The following is a 22,649-nucleotide window of genomic DNA, read 5'->3' on the forward strand; positions in this document are numbered from 1 at the left end:
AATAGAAAAGTCTTTTAAGTTCCGATTTTTGATAGTACTTTGGTGAAATCTTAATGAGGAAAGCAGTAGGAGTGTTGCTGATAACCCTCCTGCTGGGATCGATAGTAGCGGCGGCAGGGAGTACGGTCTACGCCACCACCGTTGAAGCCCAGGACGACCCGTACGAGAAATTCTGGGAAATCCTCAACAAGGAAGCCGAACTCGTGGTCCAATTCAATGCTACCGGGAACATCGTCCTCGCCAGAGAACTGATTCAAAACTCTCGCATTGGTGCAGAGAATGCAGCCAACATTTCAGCTTTAATCTGGCAGGCTCTGGAAGAACTGAAGGCTTCCGGCGTGAAGACGCACTACACTGCGGAAGAATTGAGGGAAATAGCTCGGAACATCAGCCGGAACGGTCTCCCCCAAGAGACGGTAGAGGCTCTAAAGACCCAAGGCTGGACTGATGAGCAGATTCAAGCATTGGAAGATTACATTGCCAAGAACGCTGGTGAGATTAATGAGGACTTCAACATGACGGCTTTCCTCGAGGAGTTTTCCATGGCCTTCATTGATGTAGCGTTCAAATACAACGAGTACGAAACATGGACGCTAAAGAAATGGAAATGGATTCATTCTGCCGAATTCCAGCAGACCCGTGACAATGAGATAATAAACCCAACACTCGCCAAAGGCTGGCTTGAATTCTATAAAGCTTACTCCTCCAGGGATTACAAGGGAATGGAGAAGAAAGCTCGTCAGTTGAGAGATTCAATGTACGAACTGCTGACTGGTGAAAAAATATCCGGTAATCTGACCTTCCTCAAAGATGAGAAAGTTGTAACCCAAACAGGAATGATCAAGAGTGTCAACCATACCACAAACGGTTCCTTAGTCTTCACAGTGCTAGTTACTATTCCAGATGGCGATTATCTAATCTGGAATGCTACTACTTATTACTGGCACAATGCATTAAATGCCTACGAATTGCTAGATAATGTTCTTACATTGGCAACCGCAATAGCGTCTGGAAACGAAAATTGGGAAACTGAAAGTATTTTACACCAGAAAGTTGCCGAATTAAAAGATTCTCTAAAGGTCGTAATAGTCAAAAGTGAGAGTTATAGAACTAGGAAAAAAGATGAACCAATAAAACCCACAGAGCCGATATATCCAATAAACCCGAAACTCCCCGTACAGCCAGTATATGCAGGTTCTACAGAAGAGCCCACAATATCAACAGAACCCTTTACCAGCATAGTCACAATAACCCCTGCCGATGAAATCACCACAATAGCCCTGAATCCAGAAGACAGCCAGAGAATCTTAGAGATAAACCATATAACGATCACTCCAGTCGAAGTATCAACAGACTATGCAACATACAAGGTCTCAATGGACATCACGGCCAGTAAGGCAAGTGCCGTGAACGTGAAGGTGAAAATCGAAGGAACAGAGCTTGAGTACTCCAAAAACATCGGAGCTATAAACAACGGGGAAACCATCACAGTTGAGAGTACAATCAGCGGAAGAGTTTATGGGGATTACGAAGTGGAAGTCAGCGGAAAGATTAAGGTGACGTATCAGTTCATCACGGAATATCGCACCAACTCAGAAAGCGGCTTAAATCTAGATGATACTTCCTCAAAATATTCAACACGCCAAGCCGTTGAGGAGTACTCCTCAACGATAAAGCTTCAATACGACCCCACAAAGAACATAGACGTTGAAGTCACAACAATCCCTCAGAGCAGAAATATTGAAGAGGGTGACTCCGTCCAATTCAAAATAAAAGTTAGCAACCTCAATCCCTTCAGCGTTACTGGCAACTACTCCCTGAAAGTTGAAGTACCGTACATGGTCGAAAATAACCTCATAGAAAGTAAATTCAAAGAGTTTACCGGCTCTCTTTCGCTTCAGGGATTCGACGACTCAACTGTGTACGTTGGAAGTGTAACCTATCCCAAGCATGGAACTTACAAGTACGAGGGCTACTTTAAGGTGGGACAGTACTACAAGAAGTTCAACGGTACCATAGAAGTCAAACCACGTCCAGATGATGACTCCCCAAGCATCAAAATCACCCCACTGGACTGGCCATCAACTGCCCGCAGAGGAAATACCGTCCGCTTTAAGGTACAGCTCGACAGCACGTACAAAGATGACAGAGAGGCAAAGATAGAACTGATAATAGACGACGAACTTTCTCCAGTCCACACGGTTGAGACGTCTGTTAAAGGAGGGTCCAGCACCATGGTGACGCTCTCATGGAACGTTCCGAGCGCCTTTCCTATAGGTGAGCACAGTGTAAAAGTGAAGGTCATGTCAAGACACGTTAATTCAAACGATCCATGGGACCTCGAAGCCAGCGAGACAAAGTCAATTACAATCCAGAACCTTAACGACAGGTTCGGTATTAAGTTGGTCGCTTACCCGACTGAGCTTGAGGGTGGCGGAGAAGTGTATTTGCAAGTGAAGGCGTGGAATTACGATGGATCAATGATTCCAGTTAGAGGATTCATTGAAATCAATGGGAAACGGGAAAATATTGACGCTAAAATTCCGATCAGCGCTAACGGTGATCCCATAATAACACTCAGACGGAACATCGTTGGAGTCGGCGTTCACACGATCAAAGTATTCCTCGACAATCACGATGGCGAACCTAACGGAGCAGGAGAAGAGCACTGGAGCGAAGCGACAGTGGAAGTGAAGTCAATGAACGGAACAGAACTCAAACAAGTGAGCTTTGAGTGCGATAATCCTAAATTCAACTGGAACGGAATAGAATACAAGGCCACATTAGTGTGCAAGGCATTTGTCTATAATCCCACTCAAGAAAATGTCTTCTTGAACGCTGTGAGTGTTAGCGAGTGGCATACTGATAACTCAGACTTTACGCGATCTCTTGGCTCCTCGTGGACAGTTGAGTATCCCACCGTAATACAGAGCTCTGAAACTGCTACGATAATCTTCAAGAACACAGCACACACAGGACTCATCACGCTTGAAAGAGACCTGTTTGGAGATTATATCTCAATATCGCTGAAGTATGTGGTGTCCCCACAAAATGGAAACGACATTATATTCACAGGCATTGACACAATAAACATAGGGCAAGATAACAAGGACGTGATAGTAGACGTTGGAACCAATGTTATACTTGTGGGAGCAGACGTCAAAGCAGGGATCACAATATTGAAACTGGCACGTAATGGTGAGGTGGTGAGTGCTTTCAAAAATTCATGGCCCTACCTAGTGAGCTTCTTTAGATGGGCGTGGCCAAAGCTCCACAATTGAGGGAGGTGATGAATATGTTAGACGAAAAACTACTAATCCTTTTCTTATTTGTTTTTTCCGGTATTTATGGGACATTTATATATCAAGGAAAGACTACAAAGGGATTTAAAATATCTATTACCATTCTGCTTTCATTATACATAGCAGGAAAAATACTCTCAGAATCTGATTCCAAGCTATGGGGATTATTAGTACCTGTATTAGTGTTCTATCTCACGAGTATTGGGTACTACTCATTAATGGATATCAACGGACGTCTTGATGAATTCCTTTCAGGAAGAAAGAGACAAGAATGGAACCCGAGGAATATTTTCGCTCTAACTCTGTTAATCCTTTTGTTTGAGATTGTTCCATTGATTGCGGTATACCTTACCACTCACAGTGTTTTCCTTTCTATTACAGTTGGACTTGGCACAGGCCTTTTCTTTTTCACTTTGCCGAATTTTGACAAAATGACGTTTAAGTTTGTGTTTAACATCTACACAATCTTAACAGTTGTGACGACAGTATTACTCGTTTCAGGATTATGTGTGTAGTGGAGGTGATGTGAGTGCTAGCAGTTGAGGGTAGATTTGTAATTCCCGCTTTTATGTTTTTTATCTCAGTAGCAAGCACGTTTTATCTTGCAAAGTATCTAATCCTGCAATTTATAATCACCGCGTATATTGTTGGATTCCTCGCCGTGTATTGGAAGAAAAGGTTATCTCCCAAGGAGAAAACCATGATAGTCATTGTAGTTAGTTTTCCACTGTATTTTCTTCCAGCATGGGCGGTGACGGATAATATAACTCTCGCCCTCTCACTTGGAGCATTGTGGGACATTTCCACAGGCTTAGGAATTCATACAACACTAACAAAAAGACCAGATGGGAATCAAACATGGCCAAGTAGTAGCTAGTGTCCTTTAGCCTCTAGTTTTTAAACTATTGACAGAGAACCAAACGAAGCAGGAGAAGAGCACTGGAGCGAGGTGAAAGTGGAAGTAAAGTCATGGAAAGCAGATTTGAAGTTAGAATGCGATGATGAAGTTGTGCTGGGTGAAAATGATGTAGACGACCTTGACTGTACTTTATACTTATTCCGAACTAACCCAGAAGAATCGGTGCAAGTCAGAATATCAGGAATCGACGTTGGGGGAGCAAAAGTCTGGCCAAGCGAGTTTAAAGGACTCACATTGTCAAAGGATACTCTTAGAGTGACTCCGAATGATCCAGATGACGAGATCCACATCAAGATTACGATAGATGAGAACTTTGCAGAGTTTTACTTTGGGATCGATCCTCGCTTCCCATGGCACTCTTATGTGGATAAACTTGCCATGGAGCAACCTTGGGAGATAGTGATACACTTTGAGAATGCGCCACCAATAAGCACGACATTCCAGATACTAAAGAACAGCGGCACCACGATTGAAGACGCAGTTGAATACGGCGGTTCGGGAACATTTGTAGTGACAGAGATACTCGAAAAAGCAGGATATATAACAACCGAGGCAACAGGACCTGGATCACTGGCAGTTGTTGGATCTAAACTATTCGGATATGTTGGATTACTCCTCTTCGTATCAGATATAGCGGAGGAAGCATATTTTTATGGCTGGAGACAGCCAAGAGATTTCGATAACGATGGTTTTGTGGGGTGATACCATGGACGAACTCCGCGTTCATAACATTCTGACTTTTTATCTTCCTCTTTTGATTTTGACTAGTTTTATGTACGAATTCTTGAATAAGAACTCTAGGGCGCTGATTTATGTTGTGGGATATTTGATAGCATATCTGGCAATTAGACTTGAAATTCATCACTACACCCACAAATGGAGTGCACATAGAGATCCGGAGGTTATCAAAATTCTTTTGATTTATAACCTGCTTGCAGTGGGTTTTCTATTACCTACTCTTCTTGCGTATTCAACAAAAGCAACTCTTATCAGGAATATCATGATTTACATTATTGTTGTACTTGTCCTGTATGTGCCAATTTCCAAAATGATCGTTAGATTATTAGGACGTGGGTTATTTATCTTATCCTTTGGATCTTCGCTTGTAATCTTCATAATCACGCAAAACATTCTAGAACCCACGATATTCGCTCTCCTTAGTTTATGGACATACTTGGTACTGAAACATGATTTAGTAGCTTATACCCAAGAAAGGAGCGTTAGCTAAAACATAAGCTCTCCTCAAAAGACTGTGACCAAAACTAGATGAACAAGAGGAGAACACTGGAGCGAGGTGAAAGTGGAAGTGAAAACTGACGACAAACTTAAACAGGTAACATCGGACTGCAATCCACTGTACTCCAAATATAACATGGGAGACTATGAAGCAACTCTCACTTGCCGACTAACAATATACAATGGATACAATTAAAAGTAACGGGAGACATTGTTTCAAGCATAAACGCCTCGATATTAAACAGATATCTGCAACTCCAACCAGGAAGCACCTCTCCAGTGATCAGTTACATTGATCCCAAAACAATACCCGCCAAAGGTTACGCCACCATAACTTCCACCGCACACTTCAAAATACCAAAACCCGATATCTTTGTAATTGGAGACATATTCCCATATTGGGAAGACGCATAGAATGATATTCAAGTGGAGGGGATTTATGGAGCAAGGGTTCCAGTAAAAATAATTCATGACGTGCCTTTTGATAAACTCGGGATTCGGCGCTTCACTCTTCAAAGCAGTACCTACGTGGAAGTAGACCACATAGCAGTAGTTGCAGACATTGCTGCCGATACATACTTAACGTACAAACTTGGATCAAAAGTTCAGCCTATTGCTAATATCAAGTTTATCAAAGATGCTCTCAATAAGCTCCACCAGAAGTCAAGGAGAAGGTAAAACCAATAATCGGACAGATAAGTGTCAATTGGCTTGCTAATTGGATGAAAGAGTACGCTATAACATGGTGGAGGGGATGATAGATGTCGGAAAGGGTGCCCTTCAAGGGGATATGGAAGTCTCTCTTTTTATTTATCTCTTTAGTCTCTTACAGTTAGGAATTGCAGTTCTCTTGCATCATGAAGGTGCTCATTCAACCAAAGTTCTGGGATTGCTGACAATGCCTGTAATTCTAATCCTGTTTTTCTTAGTATACGTCGGGGATGATCCCAAGTTTGCAGGGTTCTTCTTTTATTGGCTAGGTTTTTTGATGGTCGCAAGCATAAAAGCATCACTTCCTGTTAGGATACTGATTTTTGTCGGTTTGCCGGCATTCTGGTTTTTCGTGTATTTAGATTTAAGGAACGTACGCTGGACTTTGCTCTTGGAAAGGGTTTTCAATATGGGTAAAGTCGCCTCTTTGCTTCTTGCGATAATAGCCATCGTAAGCCTTGTGGGGATTAATTACAAACTGTTCGTCATCTCAGAGGCATCTATGTATAGGATTTTCCTCATTATCTGTGAAGTAATAGTATTTGTAGTCCTTTACAAATTAGCTAGCTCACAAAATGAGAGCACTAAGAAGAAAATAATCAAACTCACACCGTGGGTTTATATATTCTTGTACATCCCATTAGTTCCGACTACAGTGGACCTTTGGGCAGGCCTTTTACTGCTGATTGTCGGCCCCATTGCATGGGCACTTCTCTTGACACTTGTGATGATGACATCACTAAGAACAAAAGACGTCGAAGGAGGCGGAACATGAAGGGACTGCTTAGATACATTCCAGCTGTTATCGGCCTGCTTTTTCTGGCTTATTTATTTCACACCGGCGACTATCACTCTGAAACTGCCTACCCGTTGCTTCAGCTGAACCTGTATTTAACGGCACTGGTTATAGTGCTTCCATGGTTGGAAGATGAGCGTTTTGGATTTGAAGTGAAAGTCTTTGCGCCCTTATGGTTGCCGATAGCAGCGGTATTGGCTGGGATGGAGTTCTTGGGCGGTCTTGCAGCAATTTTGTGGTTGACATGGCTATTCCTACCACTCTTCAGGATTGATAGTGTGCTTATCTTTCTTAGGAAATTAACGGAGAATCTAAATCTGCGAAAGAATCCAGTGAGGGCGCTAATAATAGTGTTAGCACATCCCTTGTTAATTGTAGTGTGGTATCATGCAATTTTTGGAGTACAGGCAGTTGTTCTAATGGCAATATATGTTATCTATGTCATTCCCATAGAGTTTAGGAAGTCTAGAGATACTAAAGATAAAGAGTAGGGGGTTGCTAACTGCAGGTCTGTTGGTACTAAATCTCCACGACTGGCTCTTTGGACCAAGACCAAATACCGGTGTAGACAATAACAATGTAGTGGGGGGATAATTATGAGAGGTGCAATTACAAAAGGTGTAGTGGTTATTGTCACTGCCATTTCAATTATCTTTACTTTTTGGTGGGGAGAAATTACAAACAGCCAATATTACTACACCTTGTTATATTTTGGAGCCTAGCCTTTGGAATATTGTTCCGGTCTACTACTTGGGAGAAATTCTTTGAAAAGACAACGTTCATTCCGTACTGAATTACTATTGCAAACTTTGCAGGGGCGTGTCTTGGAAGTCCCATCTTGTGGCTCCTCGTCCTGTTTACCCCATGGCTTTTAATAGACAAAACGTTCACAATGTGGGAGATTGTGCTAAGTAGGCTCAGGATTACCCCAACTAGAAAGACACGTGCCTTCATGTTCACATTTTTGCCCTCCGTACTGGCAATCATAATTGATGGGGTTAATATCGGCAGTTTGTATCTGCAAGCCATCGGTATAACATACTCAGGAATGCTTATCCTGGAAATTTCTCATCAATGATCCTCCAGCATTAACTGGCTCGCCAATTAGATAAAAGAAGCTGCCATAACGAAAGATTCCGAACATGAGTGGTGGTTAAGATGAAGAGGGAATGCCTGCACTCTATATATTCTCTTTTTCATTTCGACGTTAATTTGGGAATGTTCCTTTCCAAGGGGCCGTTTGGTACGGAGGACATAGTCTTCCTGAGTTTAGCCCCATTGGTCCTCGCGTTCCTGTTCCTGCTGGAAGACAGCACGACACTGTCCAGCCTAGTTTTTATCTACATTCTATTCGGCCCGATGATGATACTCGAAGACCATATTTCCCAGCCATACCGGCTGCTCGTGTTTGTAACAGTACCAGCCCTCTGGGCGGCGGGTTATGAAAATGCACGTAAATGCAGGTACGTCACATGGAAGAACATCAAAAAATTACTGGCGATAGCAGTTGGACGCCTCACAAAAAATGGCAATGAACGGAGGCCAGGAAATGATTGAAAAGGCCAAAGTGGAACTAAAATCACAGTATCCCAACGATGACCTCCACAACCTTCTCCTTTTCCACCGTTCTCTGCTCTCCGCTCTCCATGTCCCTTACCGTGACCTTTCCTTCCGCCAGGTCCTTCTTTCCAACGAGGACGACGTACGGAACACCGAGCTTTCCAGCGTAATCGAGTGCCTTCCTGAGCTTTCTTCCGGTTAGCTCGCAGTCGGTTTTGACGCCCGCGGCCCTCAGAGCGCTCGTTACCTCAACGGCGGCCCTCCTCAGCTCGGCGTCCTTCCCTATGGGCACGACGTAGACATCTGGCCTGAGCTTCGGCTCCGGGATGAGCCCCTTCCACTCGAGTATCGGAATGAGGCGCTCGATTCCGATGGCAAAGCCCGTCGCCGGAGTTGGTTTTCCGCCGAAGACGGAGATGAGGTTGTCGTAGCGGCCGCCGCCGCCTATCGAGCCTATGCCGAGGTCGTTGGGGGCGATTGCTTCAAAGACTATGCTCGTGTAGTAGTCGAAGCCCCTCGCTATTCCGAGGTCTATCCTTATCCACTTCGAGACGCCGTAGGCATCAAGCAAATCGACCAGCCCGTAGAGGCGGCCAATCTCGGCCCTCGCCGCCTCGCCCGCGAAAAGCTCCTCTGCCTTCGGAAGAACCTCCTCGGGGAGGCCCTTTATCTCCACCAGCGCCAGAACTTTCTCGACGCCCTCATCGTCCAGCCCAAAGTCTTTCAAAGCTTTAACGAAGTCCTCGCGGCTCATCTTGTCCTTCTTGTCTATGAGCCTCATCAGGCCTATGTCGTCCTCGACGCCGAGCATCTTTGCGAACTCATCGAGGAGAACGCGGTCGCCTATGTTCACGGTGAAGTCCTCCAAACCGGTGGCGAGGTAGCTCTCAACGAAGAGCGCTATAACCTCCGCGTCCGCCTCAACTTTATCGCTTCCGAGGAGCTCCACCCCTGCCTGCCAGAACTCGCGGTAACGGCCGCTCTGGGGTTCCTCATAGCGGAACATGTTGGCCATGTAGTACCATTTAACGGGCTTCGGGGCGTTCTGGAAGCCGTTGACGTAGAGCCTCGCGACGCTGGACGTCATGTCGGGTCTGAGCGAGAGGTTCCGTCCGCCCTTGTCGTCGAAGGCGTAGAGCTGCTCGACAACCTCCTCACCGCTCCTCAGCTTGAAGAGCTCGGTGTACTCAAAGGTGGGCGTGAGAACCTCATGAAAGTTATACCGCTCGAAGACCTCACGGATTCTCTCGAAAACCCATCTCCTCTTCGCCATCTCCTCCGGGAGCAGGTCTCGCGTTCCCTTAACCTTTTCAAGCCTTACCTTCATTCTCAACCCTCCTTTCCTGAAAAAGCTCAAGAGGTTAAAAGGTTAGCCCAGGAGTTCTGGCCCTGCCCGTTCACAGGACAGCGGGCCGAAGGGCCGTCATGCAGCGGAAGTCATCAGGAGGTATATCCCCACGACTCCCTGAACCATCATCTGGGCACCAATAGCCATCGTGAACATACCGATTATCCTTATGAAGACGCCCAGGGTCGTTTTGCTGACGTTCTTGATCAGGTACAGCGTCACGAACATGACGAGGGCAGTCATCAGGATGGCAAGGAACACCGCCGCGGTGGCGTGGTAGAGGCCCTTCTCGGCGGTCAGGGTTATCGCGGTGGTTATCGCGGCGGGGCCGGCTATCAGGGGAGTTGCAACCGGAACCGCGGCCAGAGCCAGTATGTTCTTCTCCCTCTTGAGGGTCAGCATTCCACCGCTCTCGAGGGCCTCGAGACCTATCTTGAAGAGGACGAAACCCCCGGCGACGCGGAGGGCGTTTATGTCGATATGGAATATCTCCTGGAGAATTATCTGGCCGGAAACCGCGAACAGGAAGAGTAGGAGAAAGCCTATCAGGTTCGCCCTCACTATGAGGGTCTTTATGTCCTCTATGTGGAAGTCCTCCCTCAGGAGGCTGACCAGGAGTATCTTGTCGCTCGGGTCTATCATGATGAGCATGAACAGTGCCGAACTGAGTATCGAAAGCCACTCGCTCATGTTCGCCACTGCGGTGAGGGTTTTATAAAGCTATGCCATAAAGTGTGCACTCGGGTTACCTGGTGTAGAGGGACTTGAGGAGGGGCGGCGTTATCACCGTCGTGACGAATACCATGAGGATCGCCACCGTCAGGGCGTCGGGGCCGATTATTCCGCTCCCGATTGCAACGGCCAGCATCGCCAGCTCCACACCCAGCCTGGGTATCATGCCGACGCCTATCCTGAGGGAGGAGTTCCAGTCGAACCCGGAGACCCTTGCACCGAGGCCACAGCCGAGTACCTTACTGAGCACGGCCGCGAGGGTGTAGAGGACCGCGAAGGCCCCCGCGTGGAGGATGTAGCCCAGTTCTATCCTCATGCCGACCTCGACGAAGAACAGCGGGATGAAGAGGGAGTACCCCAGGACGTTCATGTGATCCATTATCGACTTTTTCCTGGAGCTCTGGCCGAGGGCGAGGCCCGTGAGGTAGGCGCCGAGTATCGAAGCGAGGTTCAGGTGCTCCGCAAGGAAGGCGAAGGCTATCAGAAATATCAGGGCGAACGCGGTCTCCGCCTCGGGCAGGTCTATGCGCGAGATGAAGCGGAACGCCCTGTCGGCGAGGCCGGGTCCGAAGTAGAGAAAGAAGAAAAGGAGGAGCGAGACCGAGACCACGACCTCGGCTAGGCTCGCGTAGTTGACCGCGCCGCCCTTGATCATGGATATCGCAATGGTGAGGATGAGGATGCCGAGGACGTCGTCGACGACCGCGGCGGCGAGGATCGTCGTCCCCTCGCGGGTGTTGAGCCTCCTGAGTTCCATGAGAACCTTGACGGTTATGCTGACGCTCGTCGGGGTCATCATGGCGCCGTAGAGAACCGCCTCGTGGATGGGGACGAAAAAGTAAGCAACCGAGAACCCGAAGACGAACGCCACAAGGACTCCCAGGCCCGCGACCACCACGCTCTGCTTTCCAACGCGCTTGAACTCCTCCAGCTCGCTCTCAAGACCGGCCATGAAGAGAAGCAGGAGGACGCCCAGGTTGGCGAACTGGCCGATTACCGGGTTGGTGTCAAAGAATATCCCTATGAGGAGACCCCCGAATATCTGCCCCAGCACCACCGGCTGACCGAGGCGCTCGAAGAGGTAGCCCACGAGTTTGGCCATTGCCAGCATGAGGGCCATCAGGAGGAGTATCTCCATATCACTCCCTCGAGAACGCCCACTTGAGGAGGAAAGGCGTTACAAGCGTTGTTATTATCACCATGCTGACCGGTATCGAAAACGTCCCCCTGTCGAACACCCCTTCTTTCAGTCCGATGTTGGCCATGATGAGCGCGACCTCCATCCTCGGAACCATTCCCATTCCAATCTGCAGGGCCTCCCTGCCCTTGAACCTGGTCAGCAGTCCACCGATACCGCAGCCGAGTATCTTTCCGGCTATCGCCAGAACCGCGTAAAGTCCTGCAAAAGCTCCGATGTGGGCCAGAACGTGGATGTCGGTCTCGACACCTATGCTGACGAGGAAAACGGGTATGAAGAGGGAGTAACCGATGGTCAGGGTCTTGCTCGTCACCTCCCTTGCCTCGGCACTGCCTGCCACGATGAGACCGGCTAAGTAAGCGCCGGTTATGCCCGCCAGCTGGAACCGCTCGGCTATGGAGGCGAAGATGAGCATTATGGCTATGGCGAAGGCCGTTATGGTCTCGGGCAGGTTTATCCTCTCTGATGCCCTGAGGGCCTCCTTTACTGCCGGACTGCCGAGGAGGAGGCCGAGGATAAAGAACAGGGTGACCTCACCGAGGATTATGAGGACATCCACAGGATAGACGCTGCCCTTTGTGTTCATGGCGACAAGAACCGTCAGAATTATGATGCCGAGGACGTCGTCGACGACCGCGGCGGCGAGGATCGTCGTTCCCACGCGGCTCCTCAGCTTCTTCATCTCCATGAGTATGCTCGTGGTGAGGCCGACGCTCGTGGCCGTGAGGATTCCACCGAGAAAGAGTGCCTGAATGTCCGAATAGCCCCACGCGAGGGCTCCGACGTAGCCCAGAACGAAGGGTATTATGACACCGAGAACCGCCACTATGAAAGCAGGGACACCCACGTTCTTGAACTCCTCAACGTCGGTCTCAAGGCCCGCCAGGAAAAGGAGCATGACGACCCCAAGCTCGGCAACGAGTCTCACTCCCTCATCGTAGGCCACCAGATTCAGCAGGGATGGTCCTATGAGGATTCCACCGAGGAGCTGCCCGAGGGCGGCTGGAAAGCCAAGCCGAACCGTGAGGTAGCCGAACAGCTTTGCAACCACGAGTATCAGCGCCAGCTCCAGGAATACGTCCATGATTATCATCCCTTAGACGCTTTAGATTCGAGCGGTTTACTCAGACACTATGCGTATCAGACGGATTATGTCCTTGACCTCCAGGACGCCGTGGACGCGGTTCTCATCATCAACGACGGGGAGATGGTGCTTTCCGGTCTCTATCATGACCTTTATCGCCCTGCCGAGGTTGTCATCGACGTGGATCGTTACGGGCCTCCTGACCATTATGTCAGAGACGTTGGAGGCACGGTTTACAGAGTACTTCTTCAGGAGACCAACGCCAACTATGGAGTACCTCCTGGGAGGTTCGAAAAAGTGGAGGAGGTCCTTCATCGTGATGAAGCCCATGAGGCGCCCTTCCTCGTCTGTAACGACCGCGGAGCTTTCTTCGCCCCGGAGCTCCTGGACAAGCCTGGAAAGGGAATCACTCGGATGGAGAACGAGGAAATCCCGGTCCATGGCGATCCTCACCGGGACCTTGGAGATGTAGCGGATGTTATAGCTCAGTTCCTCCTTCCTCCTGAGCTGGAGCATTCTGCGCTTGCTGTGGATTATTCGTATCTTCTTCGCCTTGGCCTCATGGGATTTCTCTCCAGCATTCAAAGTGTCCATACGCCCCACGTTTAAACACTAATGTGCGAAAGTGTTTAAAGATTTCGGAGAGTTTTTTGAGTGCTAAATGTTAAAAGCACTGCACATCCCAGACAGGTTAACCAAAAACTTGCCAAAAACTTTTTAAGTGGCCACTCAGAGACATAGGCAAGGGAAATATGGTTTCTGAAGCAGAAAACGGAAAGACCTACGATGTCGTGATTATAGGTGCCGGCCCCGCTGGCCTTTTCGCGGCCTACGAGCTGGCGGAAAAGGGCGATTTTAGGGTCCTTGTGATAGAGGAAGGCGGCAACGTCGAGCAGAGGATCTGCCCGATGTACGATCTCGGCTACTGCATTGGCTGTCAGCCCTGCCACATAATGAGCGGGGTGGGCGGTGCCGGCGGTCTAAGCGACGGCACGATAAACCTCCGCCCGGACATAGGCGGCGATCTGAGCGAGCTGACCGACGATGAGAACTACGCCTGGCAGCTCGTCTGGGAGGTTGACAGGATTCTCCTGCGCCACAGGTCGCCCAGAAACCTGTTCAGGGGAAACCCGGAGGAGATCCGCTACTGGGAGCAGAAGGCGGCGCAGGCGGGTGTGAAGTTCATCCCCATAATCCAGCGCCACATAGGCTCTGACAGGACGCCCGAGGTCATAGCCGACATAAAGAGGCACCTCGAGGGCAGAGGCGTCGAGTTTCTCCTCTGGACCAAGGCCCTTGAGTTCGGGAAAGGCTGGGTGAAGGTGAAGCGGGGGAAGAACATCTTCACGATCAGCGCCCGCTACATAATCGTCGCCCCTGGGAGGGGCGGAGCGGACTGGTTCCACGACGTGGCCCAGAGGATAGGGCTTGAGGCGAGGCACGGGCCGATCGACGTTGGAGTCAGGGTTGAGGTTCCCGCGATAGTGATGGAGCCGATAACGAGCATAAACCACGACCCCAAGTTCCACATCTACACCGACACCTACGACGACTTCGTTAGAACATTCTGCACCAATCCAAACGGCTTCGTCGTCGAGGAGAAGTACGACTCCTACGTCGGCGTCAACGGGCACTCGATGCACGAGAAGAAGAGCAACAACACCAACTTCGCATTCCTGACGAGGATAGAGCTGACCGAGCCGGTTGAGGACACGACGGCCTACGGGAAGAGCATAGCACAGCTCGCGACGACGATCGGCGGCGGCAAACCGCTCCTCCAGCGCCTCGGCGACCTCAGGAGGGGTAGGAGGAGCACGTGGGCACGCATAAAGAGGAGCGACGTTGAGCCGACCCTGAGGCACGTCACGCCGGGGGACATAGCGATGGCCCTGCCGCACCGCGTCGTGACCAACATCATAGAGGGGCTTGAAAAGCTCGACCGCGTTCTTCCGGGCGTTGCGAGCGACCACACCCTGCTCTACGCGCCGGAGATAAAGTACTACGCAATGAAGGTCGAGGTGGACGAGAACCTTGAGACGAGCATAGAGGGCATCTTCGCCGCCGGCGACGGTGCAGGCTTGAGCAGGGACATAGTGAACGCGGCCGCCACCGGATTGCTCGCCGCGAGGGGGATACTCAAGAAGGAGGGCATTTTCACGGAGAAGGACTTCAGGAAACCCGGGAACTGGAGGCACTCGATAGAGACCCTCGACGGGTAGTTCCAACATAATCCAGTAAAGTTTCTAAACCTCAATTCATATTTATTTTCTGGGTGGTTGTGTGGAAGCGCTCGCAATGGTGATAGGCTCGGCGGTTGCGTACCTGGTTCTATCAGGGAGGAAGGAAAGGGAATGGGAGGAGGAGCTCGATCTCAGCAGGGGCCTCAACATCGTCAGGATGTTCAAGGACCCGGAATACAACATAACCCCCAAGAACCGGCAGAATACCAAGGTTGCGGTCAAACACGCAGTAAAGATAAACAAACGCGCCCTTCTGGATGGCATGCCAAAGAGCGCGACACTGATTATCGTGGACAGCGCAGGGAGGGCCTACGCGGGCAAGTTCGGGGGAATCGAATATGAAAGGAGGGGCCTGATCCTCAAGAGGGACGTCCCGAAGATCAAGGTACGAACGGCAAAGCAGGGACGGCCGGTCGTGAGGGAGTACGACGACATCCAGGAGGTGTACATCAAGCTCATGAAGAGCACCGAGCACGTGGCAAACGAGTGGAGAAAGGATAAGTTCTACTACGCCGCCATCGTGGCGAAAAAGAAGGGCACGTATCCGTTTAAGATAAAGAGAGGTTAACGTTAAAAGCCCCCAATCTCTTCTAATTTTCGGTGGGAGAAATGCCCATGAGGTGCAAGTTCTGCGAGAGGCCGGCGTTCATAAAACTCCACTACCCAAGGATGTACCTGTGCCCCGAACACTTCACCGAGTACTTTGAGAGAAAGGTCAAACGCACGATAGAGCGCTACAAGCTGATAAAACCCGGCGAGAGGATTCTGGTTGTTGTGAGCGGGGGAAAGGACTCTGCCGTTACCGCTTACGTCCTCAAGAAGCTCGGCTACGACATCGAGTGCCTCCACATCAACCTGGGAATCGGCGAGTACTCCGAGAAGAGCGAGGAGTACGCCAAAAGGCAGTGCGAGGCTTTGGGAGTTCCCCTCCACATCGTCCGCGTTAAGGAGCTGCTCGGAAAGGGCATCGGAGAGGTTAGAACCAGAAGACCGACCTGCTCCTACTGCGGGCTAACGAAGAGGTACATCTTCAACAAGTTCGCCTACGACAACGGCTTTGACGCGGTGGCGACCGGTCACAACCTTGACGACGAGGCCAGCTTCATCTTCGCCAACCTGATGAACTGGAACACGCAGTATTTAGCCAAACAGGGACCGATAACCCCGGCGCAGTTCAACGGGAAGCTCGTGAAGAAGATAAAGCCGCTCTACGAGGTGACAGAGAGGGAGGTAGTCGCCTACGCCCTCGCCAACGGCATAGAGTACCACATCGAGGAATGCCCCCACGCGGTCGGGGCCACTACGATAGAGGTTAAGGGCATACTCAACGAGATGGAGGAGAGGCGGCCGGGAACGAAGATAAACTTCGTGAAGGGCTACCTCAGGAAGAAGGCCCTCTTCGAGAAGGAGCTCCAAGAGGCCGACCTCAGGGAGTGCAGGGTCTGCGGCATGCCCGCCAGCGGCGAGGTCTGTTCATTCTGCAGGTTCTGGCGCAGGGAGGAGCCAGTAAACTTCAAACTCTGATCCCTCCTCATTCCAAAGGACTGCTTTCGAGAGAGAGGGAGTAAGACGAAAGACTATTTAAATCCACTGGAATATTTTTCTACATCATCAGCACCACAAGTAATGAGGTGATAAAAATGAGCGTACCTGACGGCCTCATGATGAACATCTGGGAATCCCTGAGGATGGGCGAGATAGTCCTCATGGAGAGGACGGACAGCGGGGATCAGTACTTCGGCTTCTACCAGGCGGTGAGCTGGGGCAGGAGCAAGGGATACAAGGTTGCGGTCATCGACATCCTGGACTCGCTCCACATCCTGAAGGCCAAGGCGCGGCTCGCGGGCCTGGATGACGGAATCCTGGACAACATGAAGGTCATCAAGATAGGCGGCACGATAGAAACCGGGGAAGTCGTCGGGTGGATAAGGGACATCTCCGAGCCGGTGATTCTGGCAAAGAAGTTCATGGAAACCTACACCGAGCTCCTCGAATCAGAAGGGCCAACCCTCACCGCGGTGGTGGGCCTTGAGAAGCTCTTCGTGGCATCGGAGTTCTCACCGAAGAACGTCCAGGTCATAATCAGCGCCATATCCAAATACGTTGGCGACGAGAGGCGGCTTGCCGTCCAGTTCCTAAAGGCCAACGTCATAGACGGCATGAGGCAACCGGTCGTCAGGCTCCTGGAGGACATCGCAACCACCGTAATTCAGATATCGAGAAAGGACAAGGCGACTGAGTTCAGGGTGCTGAAGTCGGTGGACCCGAAACTTGAGGGAATGACGATAAAGATGTAATCAGACCCCATGCTAGACGATTAAATGTTCATTGAGGTCCACTCTTTTCCAACTTGTTGTTAGTATCGATAACACAAAGCATTGTCGCTTGAAATATACAAACTTCCAAGTTACATATGTCCTCCCAGATAAGTATCATTTTACATAGGTCCAAAGAAAAAAGCTTAAGTATCAAGATTTGCACAATTAGAATCTGGGGAGCACCATGAAAAGAGTTGCTGCAATTATAATTACTATTGCAATTATGACCGCAGCGGTGGGGTTCTGGACAGGATATGGCCAAAGTACAAATCAAAGCCGGCCGATACCCCCCACAGTAACCATAACGCTGGAAGGTAATACGCCATTTGAGATAGTAAACCCCAAAATTGTCAGAGAACAGTATCCATCCATACCTCATGTATCCTCGACAAAAACGGCTTTCTCGTACAAACCAAAAATAGAGAAAGCCGGTATTCCCCCTGCCCCTGCAGCCGTTATCACATCATCAAAGACAACCGCCGGAAAAAGCGATCCCGGGATCAGGGAGAAACTTTCTAGACAACAGGAGACTGCGGCTCTAAGAACCGCTCCACCGGGGGGTGTGGAGGTTCTCATATACCTCGATCCGGGGTACTTTAAAGGCAGGAAGTTCAAAGAGGCATTGAGGGATATTGCAGAGCAGCTGGGAATCGCAGGAATCCGGGTTCTAGACTCAAGTGCAAACCCTATAGTGGCCGTTATACCCAGTGAAAGCGCACTAAAAGCTGCAGAAAACATGCCCGAAATCTCGTACATACGGGAGGCAGGACGCCCATTTGCAGTTCCTGTCGCAGGAAGCGTGACGAGTCAGGGAATATTCAACGTATCCGCAGTATATGCCTGGAGGAAGGGCTACAACGGAAGCGGCGTTAAGGTCGGAGTTCTTGACATTCCTGATGGGGGATTCAGCAACTATCAGACGCTGGTCAGCCAGGGCGAGCTTCCTTCCAGCACCCAGCTCTACACCCCCAACGGGGCAGGCTCGAGTGTTCACGGGAGCGCGTGCGCCGAGATAGTGTACGACGTGGCACCGGGGATAGACGGCCTGTACCTGGCCACGTATGGGGACACCAAGCAGATGTACGATGCGGTGAAATGGTTCATTGACAACGGCGTCAGGGTCGTTTCCCACTCCATAAGCAACTTCGGCTGGGGACCGAGTCAGTTCGACACGGATAATGACGAGACCCCAGAGTTCTGGGATGTGTATCTGATTATAAACTACACCATCCAAAACGACGTCCTGTGGGTGAACGCGGCTGGAAACAACAGGCTCGAACACTGGGAGGGGGATTGGACGGACAACGACGGCGATGGAATACTCGACATTTACGGCACGGCGGTGGACGGTAACAGCGTAGAAGAAGACAGGGAGGGCATACAGGTCACACTTAACAGTGACACCTCAACAACTTTCAGGGCGTGGATAAGGTGGAGCGACTACCCCTACCCGAACGGCGGCCCAACCAACGATTTTGACGCGTACTTTGAATGTCAAAACGGAAATCAGTGGGAACTAATTGCCAAATCAGAAGATTACCAGAACGGGCAATTTGGCCAGGAACCCCTCGAGAGTATAAGCGTGGACTTAAACTCCGCAGGGCTTGCCGACGGTAACAACCACTACTGCCGGCTGTACATTAAGAAATACAACGCCCCAGACTCCGACCAGATGCACTTCGACGTCTGGTGGGATGGGGTAGCCGGATACTGGTACAGTTACGGTGGCGACAGCACCTATAATCCAGTGGTCAAAGAGGGCAGCGTGACACCCCCGGCAGACCACCCGAATGTTCTCGCGGTGGGTGCAGTTAACTGGACCGACACCTCTAAACTGGAGTGGTTCTCCTCAGAGGGGCCGGCGTACAACTCATACCTGAGAAGTGGCCAGTGGCTCAAACCCAATGTCGTTGCGCCTGACTGGGTATCAACGGCCAGCTACGGAGCTTTCTCCGGAACATCTGCAGCAGCACCCCACGCGGCAGGAGTTGCAGCCCTGGTGCTGAGCGCAAAGTCAAGCCTGAGCCAGCGCGACGTATGGGCCATACTTCAGCTCACAGCGAAGGACGTGAACGAAACAGGCATCGACTACAACACCGGCTACGGCCTCGTGAACGCGAGCGATGCAACACCCCAATATCTCTCCTGGAAGTACCCGACTCCAGAGAACGGGGCAAGGATAGATGAGGCCAGCGTTGTAATCAACATCACGTCACTGTTCAAATCCCTTAAGGAGAGCAATCTAACGGTCAACAATAACGATTACACAATGAACCCCATGGATTCCACCAACAAGTCCTGGAGTTTCCAGCTGAACAACCTCCCTAACGGAGAGTACGTCTACAACGCCACCACAAGGGACTCCTTCAGGGTATGGATCGTCAGGACGGGCAGCAGGAAGTTCTACGTGGATTTAGGAGAGAAAACCGCGCAGGAGGGCATAGACGGCGACCCTGCTTCCGGAGGATGGGCGAGCGATCAGATCGTCTCACCCGGAACGAGCACCGTGATAAACGGGGTCTTCGTGTGGAAGGATTCAGACGACGGAGGCTTCACCTCATCGTGTACAGGCAAGACGTACGACATAAAAGGTCTCCAGCTCCGGGCAGATGGAGATTACATCTACGTGATGGTCAATCTATCGGAGATACCGAACTACGGAAAGCCCCCGACACCACTTGTTGGAGTTGGATTCGATGTTAATAATGACGGAAACCTCGACTACTACGCATACGCATTCCTTGACAAGGTTGGTGTCTCTGCTGGAAGTGCCGAGTTCCTGGACATCTACGACACCGATTGGAACAACGTTGCCGCCAATGACCCGGACTCCGTGTTCGTGGCCGGCGGCAACGTCATAGAGATGCAGATCCCGCGCGCCTCTATTGGAAACCCCAACGGACAGATAGGAATATCTGCCCAGGTCTATGAGGGGCTTGGAGCGGGAAGGATATGCTCCGGCAGTGACTACATGACCGACAACGGGAACACGGTAACGACGGTTGACCTAGCGAGCGTTCCCTTTTTCTCCAGCGTAATGATGCTTGCGCTGATAGTCCTGGGACTCTCGATGTACTTCAGAAAACTCTGAAGTTCCCACGATTTTCTTTTTTAGAAATGGAAAATCCGGGAGGGCTTAGAGCTCCCTGAACCTCAGTCTGAACCTCAGCTCCCCATCAACCGGCAGGAGGACGGTGTAGCTGACGCCCTGCTGCACGAAGTCCCAGCCGGCTTCGCTCTGGCTGAGGGTCTTTATCGGATACTTCCACACTCTCGCCTTTTTGTCGAGCTCCACCGCCACCCTTCCGATACCGTATGGGTCGTTCACCTCGAACTTCTCAGCCTCGAACTCAGCCGGCTCCTCCATGACGCTGTGGACGGCAAGGTTGAGCTCGACGCCGAAGAGGGCCTTTGCGTCACTCCTCACGGTGTAGTCCACCACGAAGCCATCCTCAGTCAGGTGGAAGGTCTTCTCCACCCTCGCCGGCCTTCCGGAGACAGTTCCGTCCCTCTCGAGGGTGACGCCGCCCTCAAACAGGCTGTAGTTGTAGGCACCCGTCACGAAGTCCCCAAGCTCGATGTGCCTATTGAGGCGGTACTCCTCGAGTGTCGTCTCCGGGTCAAGGAAGTGGTCCTGCAGGATGGCCCTCAGGTGATCATCGTAGGCAAGCTCGCGCCGTATCTCGTCGGGGATCTTCCTGCCGACCTCGTGTATACTCGCGACACCTTCCCCACCTTCCTCCTCCGGCGTTGCCGCCTCCGGAACCTCGTGGTAGTGCTCCCAGCGCCTCGCGAGCACGTCGTTGTAGTTGACGGCCCTCCTGCGTGAGGAGAGCTCAAAGAGAGAACCACCGTAGGCTGGCTTAAAGACGGCGTAGAAGTTCTCGTCCTCGATGAACACCTCATCGCGGCCGTCAAAGTCTATGTCGCGGACGAAACTGCCCGTGGAGGCGAAGCCGTTGGCCCTTATTATGTTCTCCCAGACCGCCCTGCGGAGGTGCGGGAGGTAAACCCCTCCGAAGACGCCGTGCCAGTAGGCGTCGTTGCACTGGGCCTTGAGGACGAACCTCCTCGCCTGAGGGTTGTCCCTCACCAGCTTGCTCACCATCAGCATCCTCTTGTGCATGTAGTTGCTCTCGGGGTACTTGAAGAAGAAGTTCTTCCATATTCCGCCCCTGACGAAGACGCGGTACTTCTCGAACTGGCCCTGTCCCTTGAGCTTTTCAACGAACTCGACGAAGAGCTTCGCCTGCTTTGCAGGGAGGGACCACTCGCTCATCTCGAAGTAGGAGGCAATGGGCAGGTAGACCAGCCCGCGGGGCTTGAACCTCGCAAGGTACTCGGAGTAAAGCGTTAGATTTATCCTCTCATCGCTCGAAATCCTGTCAAAGAACTCCCTGAGCCAGCCCTTCTCGTAAACCCACTCGTACGTCCCCGGCCAGACACCGAACTTCTCACCGTCGTCGTGGAAGACCGCGACCCTGCTCTCGTCACCGTTGTCGAGGCTGTGGAGGTACTCGACGGTCTTCTCAACGGGGCGGAACGGGATGAGGTAGCGGAGCTTCTCGTCTATCGGGAAAACGGCTATTACTTCCCCGCCGTCCTCGGTGTAGTACGGCCAGTAAAGCTCCTCCTTGCTCAGGCCGGCGCTCATGAAGTGGTAGTCATCGACGATGACGTACTCGATTCCAGCCTCGCGGAGGCTCTTGACGAGTTCGGGCTGCCAGACGCGCTCGGTGAGCCAGACGCCCCTGGCGTCGTAGCCGAGTTTCTTCGCGAAGTCCTTGAGGAGCTTAACCTGCTCAATCCTGTCCTCCTTCGGAATGGCGGCGAGAACTGGCTCGTAGAAGCCTGCAACGACTATCTCCAGCTGCCCCTTCTTCACCAGGGAGCGGAGGAGGTCCATGTACTCGGGCCTGTTGGCATCGAGCCATTCGAGGAGGGGGCCGCTTATGTGAACCGCGGCCTTCATGTTCGGGTACTCCTCCAGAATCTCCATGAAAGGCCGGTAGGACCTATCGTAGGCGCTCTCGAAGACCCAGCCGAAGTTTCCGAGGGGCTGATGGTTATGAATGCCAAAGATAAAGTTCACCATTGCCAACCACCCACCAGATGTGTTATCACTAGCGGTGATATGGGAAGAAAGGCATATAAACCTTTTTCTCCTAATACTCACTACGGGTGATTACCGTACACCCCTGGGGA

General features: G+C 51.0%; 20 protein-coding genes. 13 read left to right on the forward strand and 7 right to left on the reverse strand.

Features of this window, described 5'->3' with window-relative positions:
• Positions 1 to 53: 53 nt before the first annotated feature.
• The 7 genes from GQS_RS06650 (at position 54) to GQS_RS06680 (ending at position 7,455) form a co-directional block, all read left to right on the forward strand.
• Positions 54 to 3,281, forward strand: coding sequence for a hypothetical protein (locus GQS_RS06650; protein ID WP_014012907.1), 3,228 nt, complete (start codon positions 54 to 56; stop codon positions 3,279 to 3,281).
• Between the two features lie 8 nt (positions 3,282 to 3,289).
• Positions 3,290 to 3,817 carry a hypothetical protein gene (locus GQS_RS06655; RefSeq protein WP_238515724.1) on the forward strand — a complete coding sequence of 176 codons (528 nt, stop codon included), beginning with the start codon at positions 3,290 to 3,292 and terminating at the stop codon, positions 3,815 to 3,817.
• Between the two features lie 14 nt (positions 3,818 to 3,831).
• Positions 3,832 to 4,179 (forward strand): hypothetical protein, encoded by a 348-nt coding sequence (locus GQS_RS06660; RefSeq protein ID WP_014012909.1) that lies wholly within the window; start codon positions 3,832 to 3,834, stop codon positions 4,177 to 4,179.
• 78 nt (positions 4,180 to 4,257) lie between these two features.
• Positions 4,258 to 4,923 (forward strand): hypothetical protein, encoded by a 666-nt coding sequence (locus GQS_RS06665; protein ID WP_014012910.1) that lies wholly within the window; start codon positions 4,258 to 4,260, stop codon positions 4,921 to 4,923.
• Positions 4,924 to 4,927: 4 nt separating this feature from the next.
• Positions 4,928 to 5,449, forward strand: a complete 522-nt coding sequence (locus GQS_RS06670; protein WP_014012911.1) for a hypothetical protein — start codon at positions 4,928 to 4,930, stop codon at positions 5,447 to 5,449.
• Positions 5,450 to 6,211: 762 nt separating this feature from the next.
• A complete protein-coding gene (locus GQS_RS06675; RefSeq protein ID WP_014012913.1) occupies positions 6,212 to 6,943 on the forward strand; it encodes a hypothetical protein in 732 nt (243 codons plus the stop codon).
• The gene (locus tag GQS_RS06680) at positions 6,940 to 7,455 is read left to right on the forward strand and encodes a hypothetical protein (protein WP_014012914.1); all 516 of its coding nucleotides are present in this window, start codon (positions 6,940 to 6,942) and stop codon (positions 7,453 to 7,455) included. Before GQS_RS06675 ends, GQS_RS06680 begins: the two co-directional genes overlap by 4 nt.
• A 184-nt stretch (positions 7,456 to 7,639) precedes the next feature.
• Here GQS_RS06680 and GQS_RS10900 read toward each other — a convergent pair whose 3' ends face one another.
• On the reverse strand, positions 7,640 to 7,924 hold the full coding sequence (locus GQS_RS10900; RefSeq protein WP_148236377.1) for a hypothetical protein: 285 nt from the start codon (positions 7,922 to 7,924) through the stop codon (positions 7,640 to 7,642).
• A gap of 198 nt (positions 7,925 to 8,122) precedes the next feature.
• Here GQS_RS10900 and GQS_RS06690 point away from each other — a divergent pair, with 198 nt between their 5' ends.
• On the forward strand, positions 8,123 to 8,521 hold the full coding sequence (locus tag GQS_RS06690) for a hypothetical protein (protein WP_014012916.1): 399 nt from the start codon (positions 8,123 to 8,125) through the stop codon (positions 8,519 to 8,521).
• Between the two features lie 22 nt (positions 8,522 to 8,543).
• On the opposite strand, the gene hisS is transcribed toward GQS_RS06690, so the two are convergent.
• The 5 genes from hisS to GQS_RS06715 all read right to left on the reverse strand — a co-directional run bounded on the left by hisS (position 8,544) and on the right by GQS_RS06715 (position 13,480).
• Entirely contained in the window at positions 8,544 to 9,851 is a 1,308-nt protein-coding gene (hisS, locus tag GQS_RS06695; RefSeq protein WP_014012917.1) for a histidine--tRNA ligase, read from the reverse strand.
• Between the two features lie 96 nt (positions 9,852 to 9,947).
• The gene (locus GQS_RS06700) at positions 9,948 to 10,562 is read right to left on the reverse strand and encodes a MarC family protein (protein WP_014012918.1); all 615 of its coding nucleotides are present in this window, start codon (positions 10,560 to 10,562) and stop codon (positions 9,948 to 9,950) included.
• Between the two features lie 55 nt (positions 10,563 to 10,617).
• Positions 10,618 to 11,742 (reverse strand): cation:proton antiporter, encoded by a 1,125-nt coding sequence (locus tag GQS_RS06705; RefSeq protein ID WP_014012919.1) that lies wholly within the window; start codon positions 11,740 to 11,742, stop codon positions 10,618 to 10,620.
• Between the two features lies 1 nt (position 11,743).
• Positions 11,744 to 12,886 carry a cation:proton antiporter gene (locus GQS_RS06710; RefSeq protein WP_014012920.1) on the reverse strand — a complete coding sequence of 381 codons (1,143 nt, stop codon included), beginning with the start codon at positions 12,884 to 12,886 and terminating at the stop codon, positions 11,744 to 11,746.
• A 36-nt stretch (positions 12,887 to 12,922) separates the two neighbouring features.
• The gene (locus GQS_RS06715; protein ID WP_014012921.1) at positions 12,923 to 13,480 is read right to left on the reverse strand and encodes an HPP family protein; all 558 of its coding nucleotides are present in this window, start codon (positions 13,478 to 13,480) and stop codon (positions 12,923 to 12,925) included.
• A 158-nt stretch (positions 13,481 to 13,638) separates the two neighbouring features.
• Between GQS_RS06715 and GQS_RS06720 the strand changes: the two genes are divergently transcribed.
• From GQS_RS06720 to GQS_RS06740, 5 genes are all read left to right on the forward strand, one after another.
• On the forward strand, positions 13,639 to 15,105 hold the full coding sequence (locus tag GQS_RS06720) for an NAD(P)/FAD-dependent oxidoreductase (RefSeq protein ID WP_014012922.1): 1,467 nt from the start codon (positions 13,639 to 13,641) through the stop codon (positions 15,103 to 15,105).
• A gap of 61 nt (positions 15,106 to 15,166) precedes the next feature.
• Positions 15,167 to 15,694: a hypothetical protein gene (locus GQS_RS06725; RefSeq protein WP_148236378.1), complete on the forward strand. Its 528-nt coding sequence runs from the start codon at positions 15,167 to 15,169 to the stop codon at positions 15,692 to 15,694.
• A 47-nt stretch (positions 15,695 to 15,741) separates the two neighbouring features.
• Positions 15,742 to 16,650, forward strand: coding sequence for a TIGR00269 family protein (locus GQS_RS06730; protein WP_014012924.1), 909 nt, complete (start codon positions 15,742 to 15,744; stop codon positions 16,648 to 16,650).
• A 116-nt stretch (positions 16,651 to 16,766) separates the two neighbouring features.
• A complete protein-coding gene (locus tag GQS_RS06735; protein WP_014012925.1) occupies positions 16,767 to 17,423 on the forward strand; it encodes a DUF257 family protein in 657 nt (218 codons plus the stop codon).
• Positions 17,424 to 18,006: 583 nt separating this feature from the next.
• Positions 18,007 to 20,535 carry a S8 family serine peptidase gene (locus tag GQS_RS06740; RefSeq protein WP_014012926.1) on the forward strand — a complete coding sequence of 843 codons (2,529 nt, stop codon included), beginning with the start codon at positions 18,007 to 18,009 and terminating at the stop codon, positions 20,533 to 20,535.
• Positions 20,536 to 20,580: 45 nt separating this feature from the next.
• On the opposite strand, the gene GQS_RS06745 is transcribed toward GQS_RS06740, so the two are convergent.
• A complete protein-coding gene (locus GQS_RS06745) occupies positions 20,581 to 22,545 on the reverse strand; it encodes an alpha-amylase/4-alpha-glucanotransferase domain-containing protein (RefSeq protein ID WP_193386144.1) in 1,965 nt (654 codons plus the stop codon).
• Positions 22,546 to 22,649 lie beyond the last annotated feature (104 nt).

It is taken from the genome of Thermococcus sp. 4557 (assembly GCF_000221185.1).
GTDB lineage: Archaea > Methanobacteriota_B > Thermococci > Thermococcales > Thermococcaceae > Thermococcus.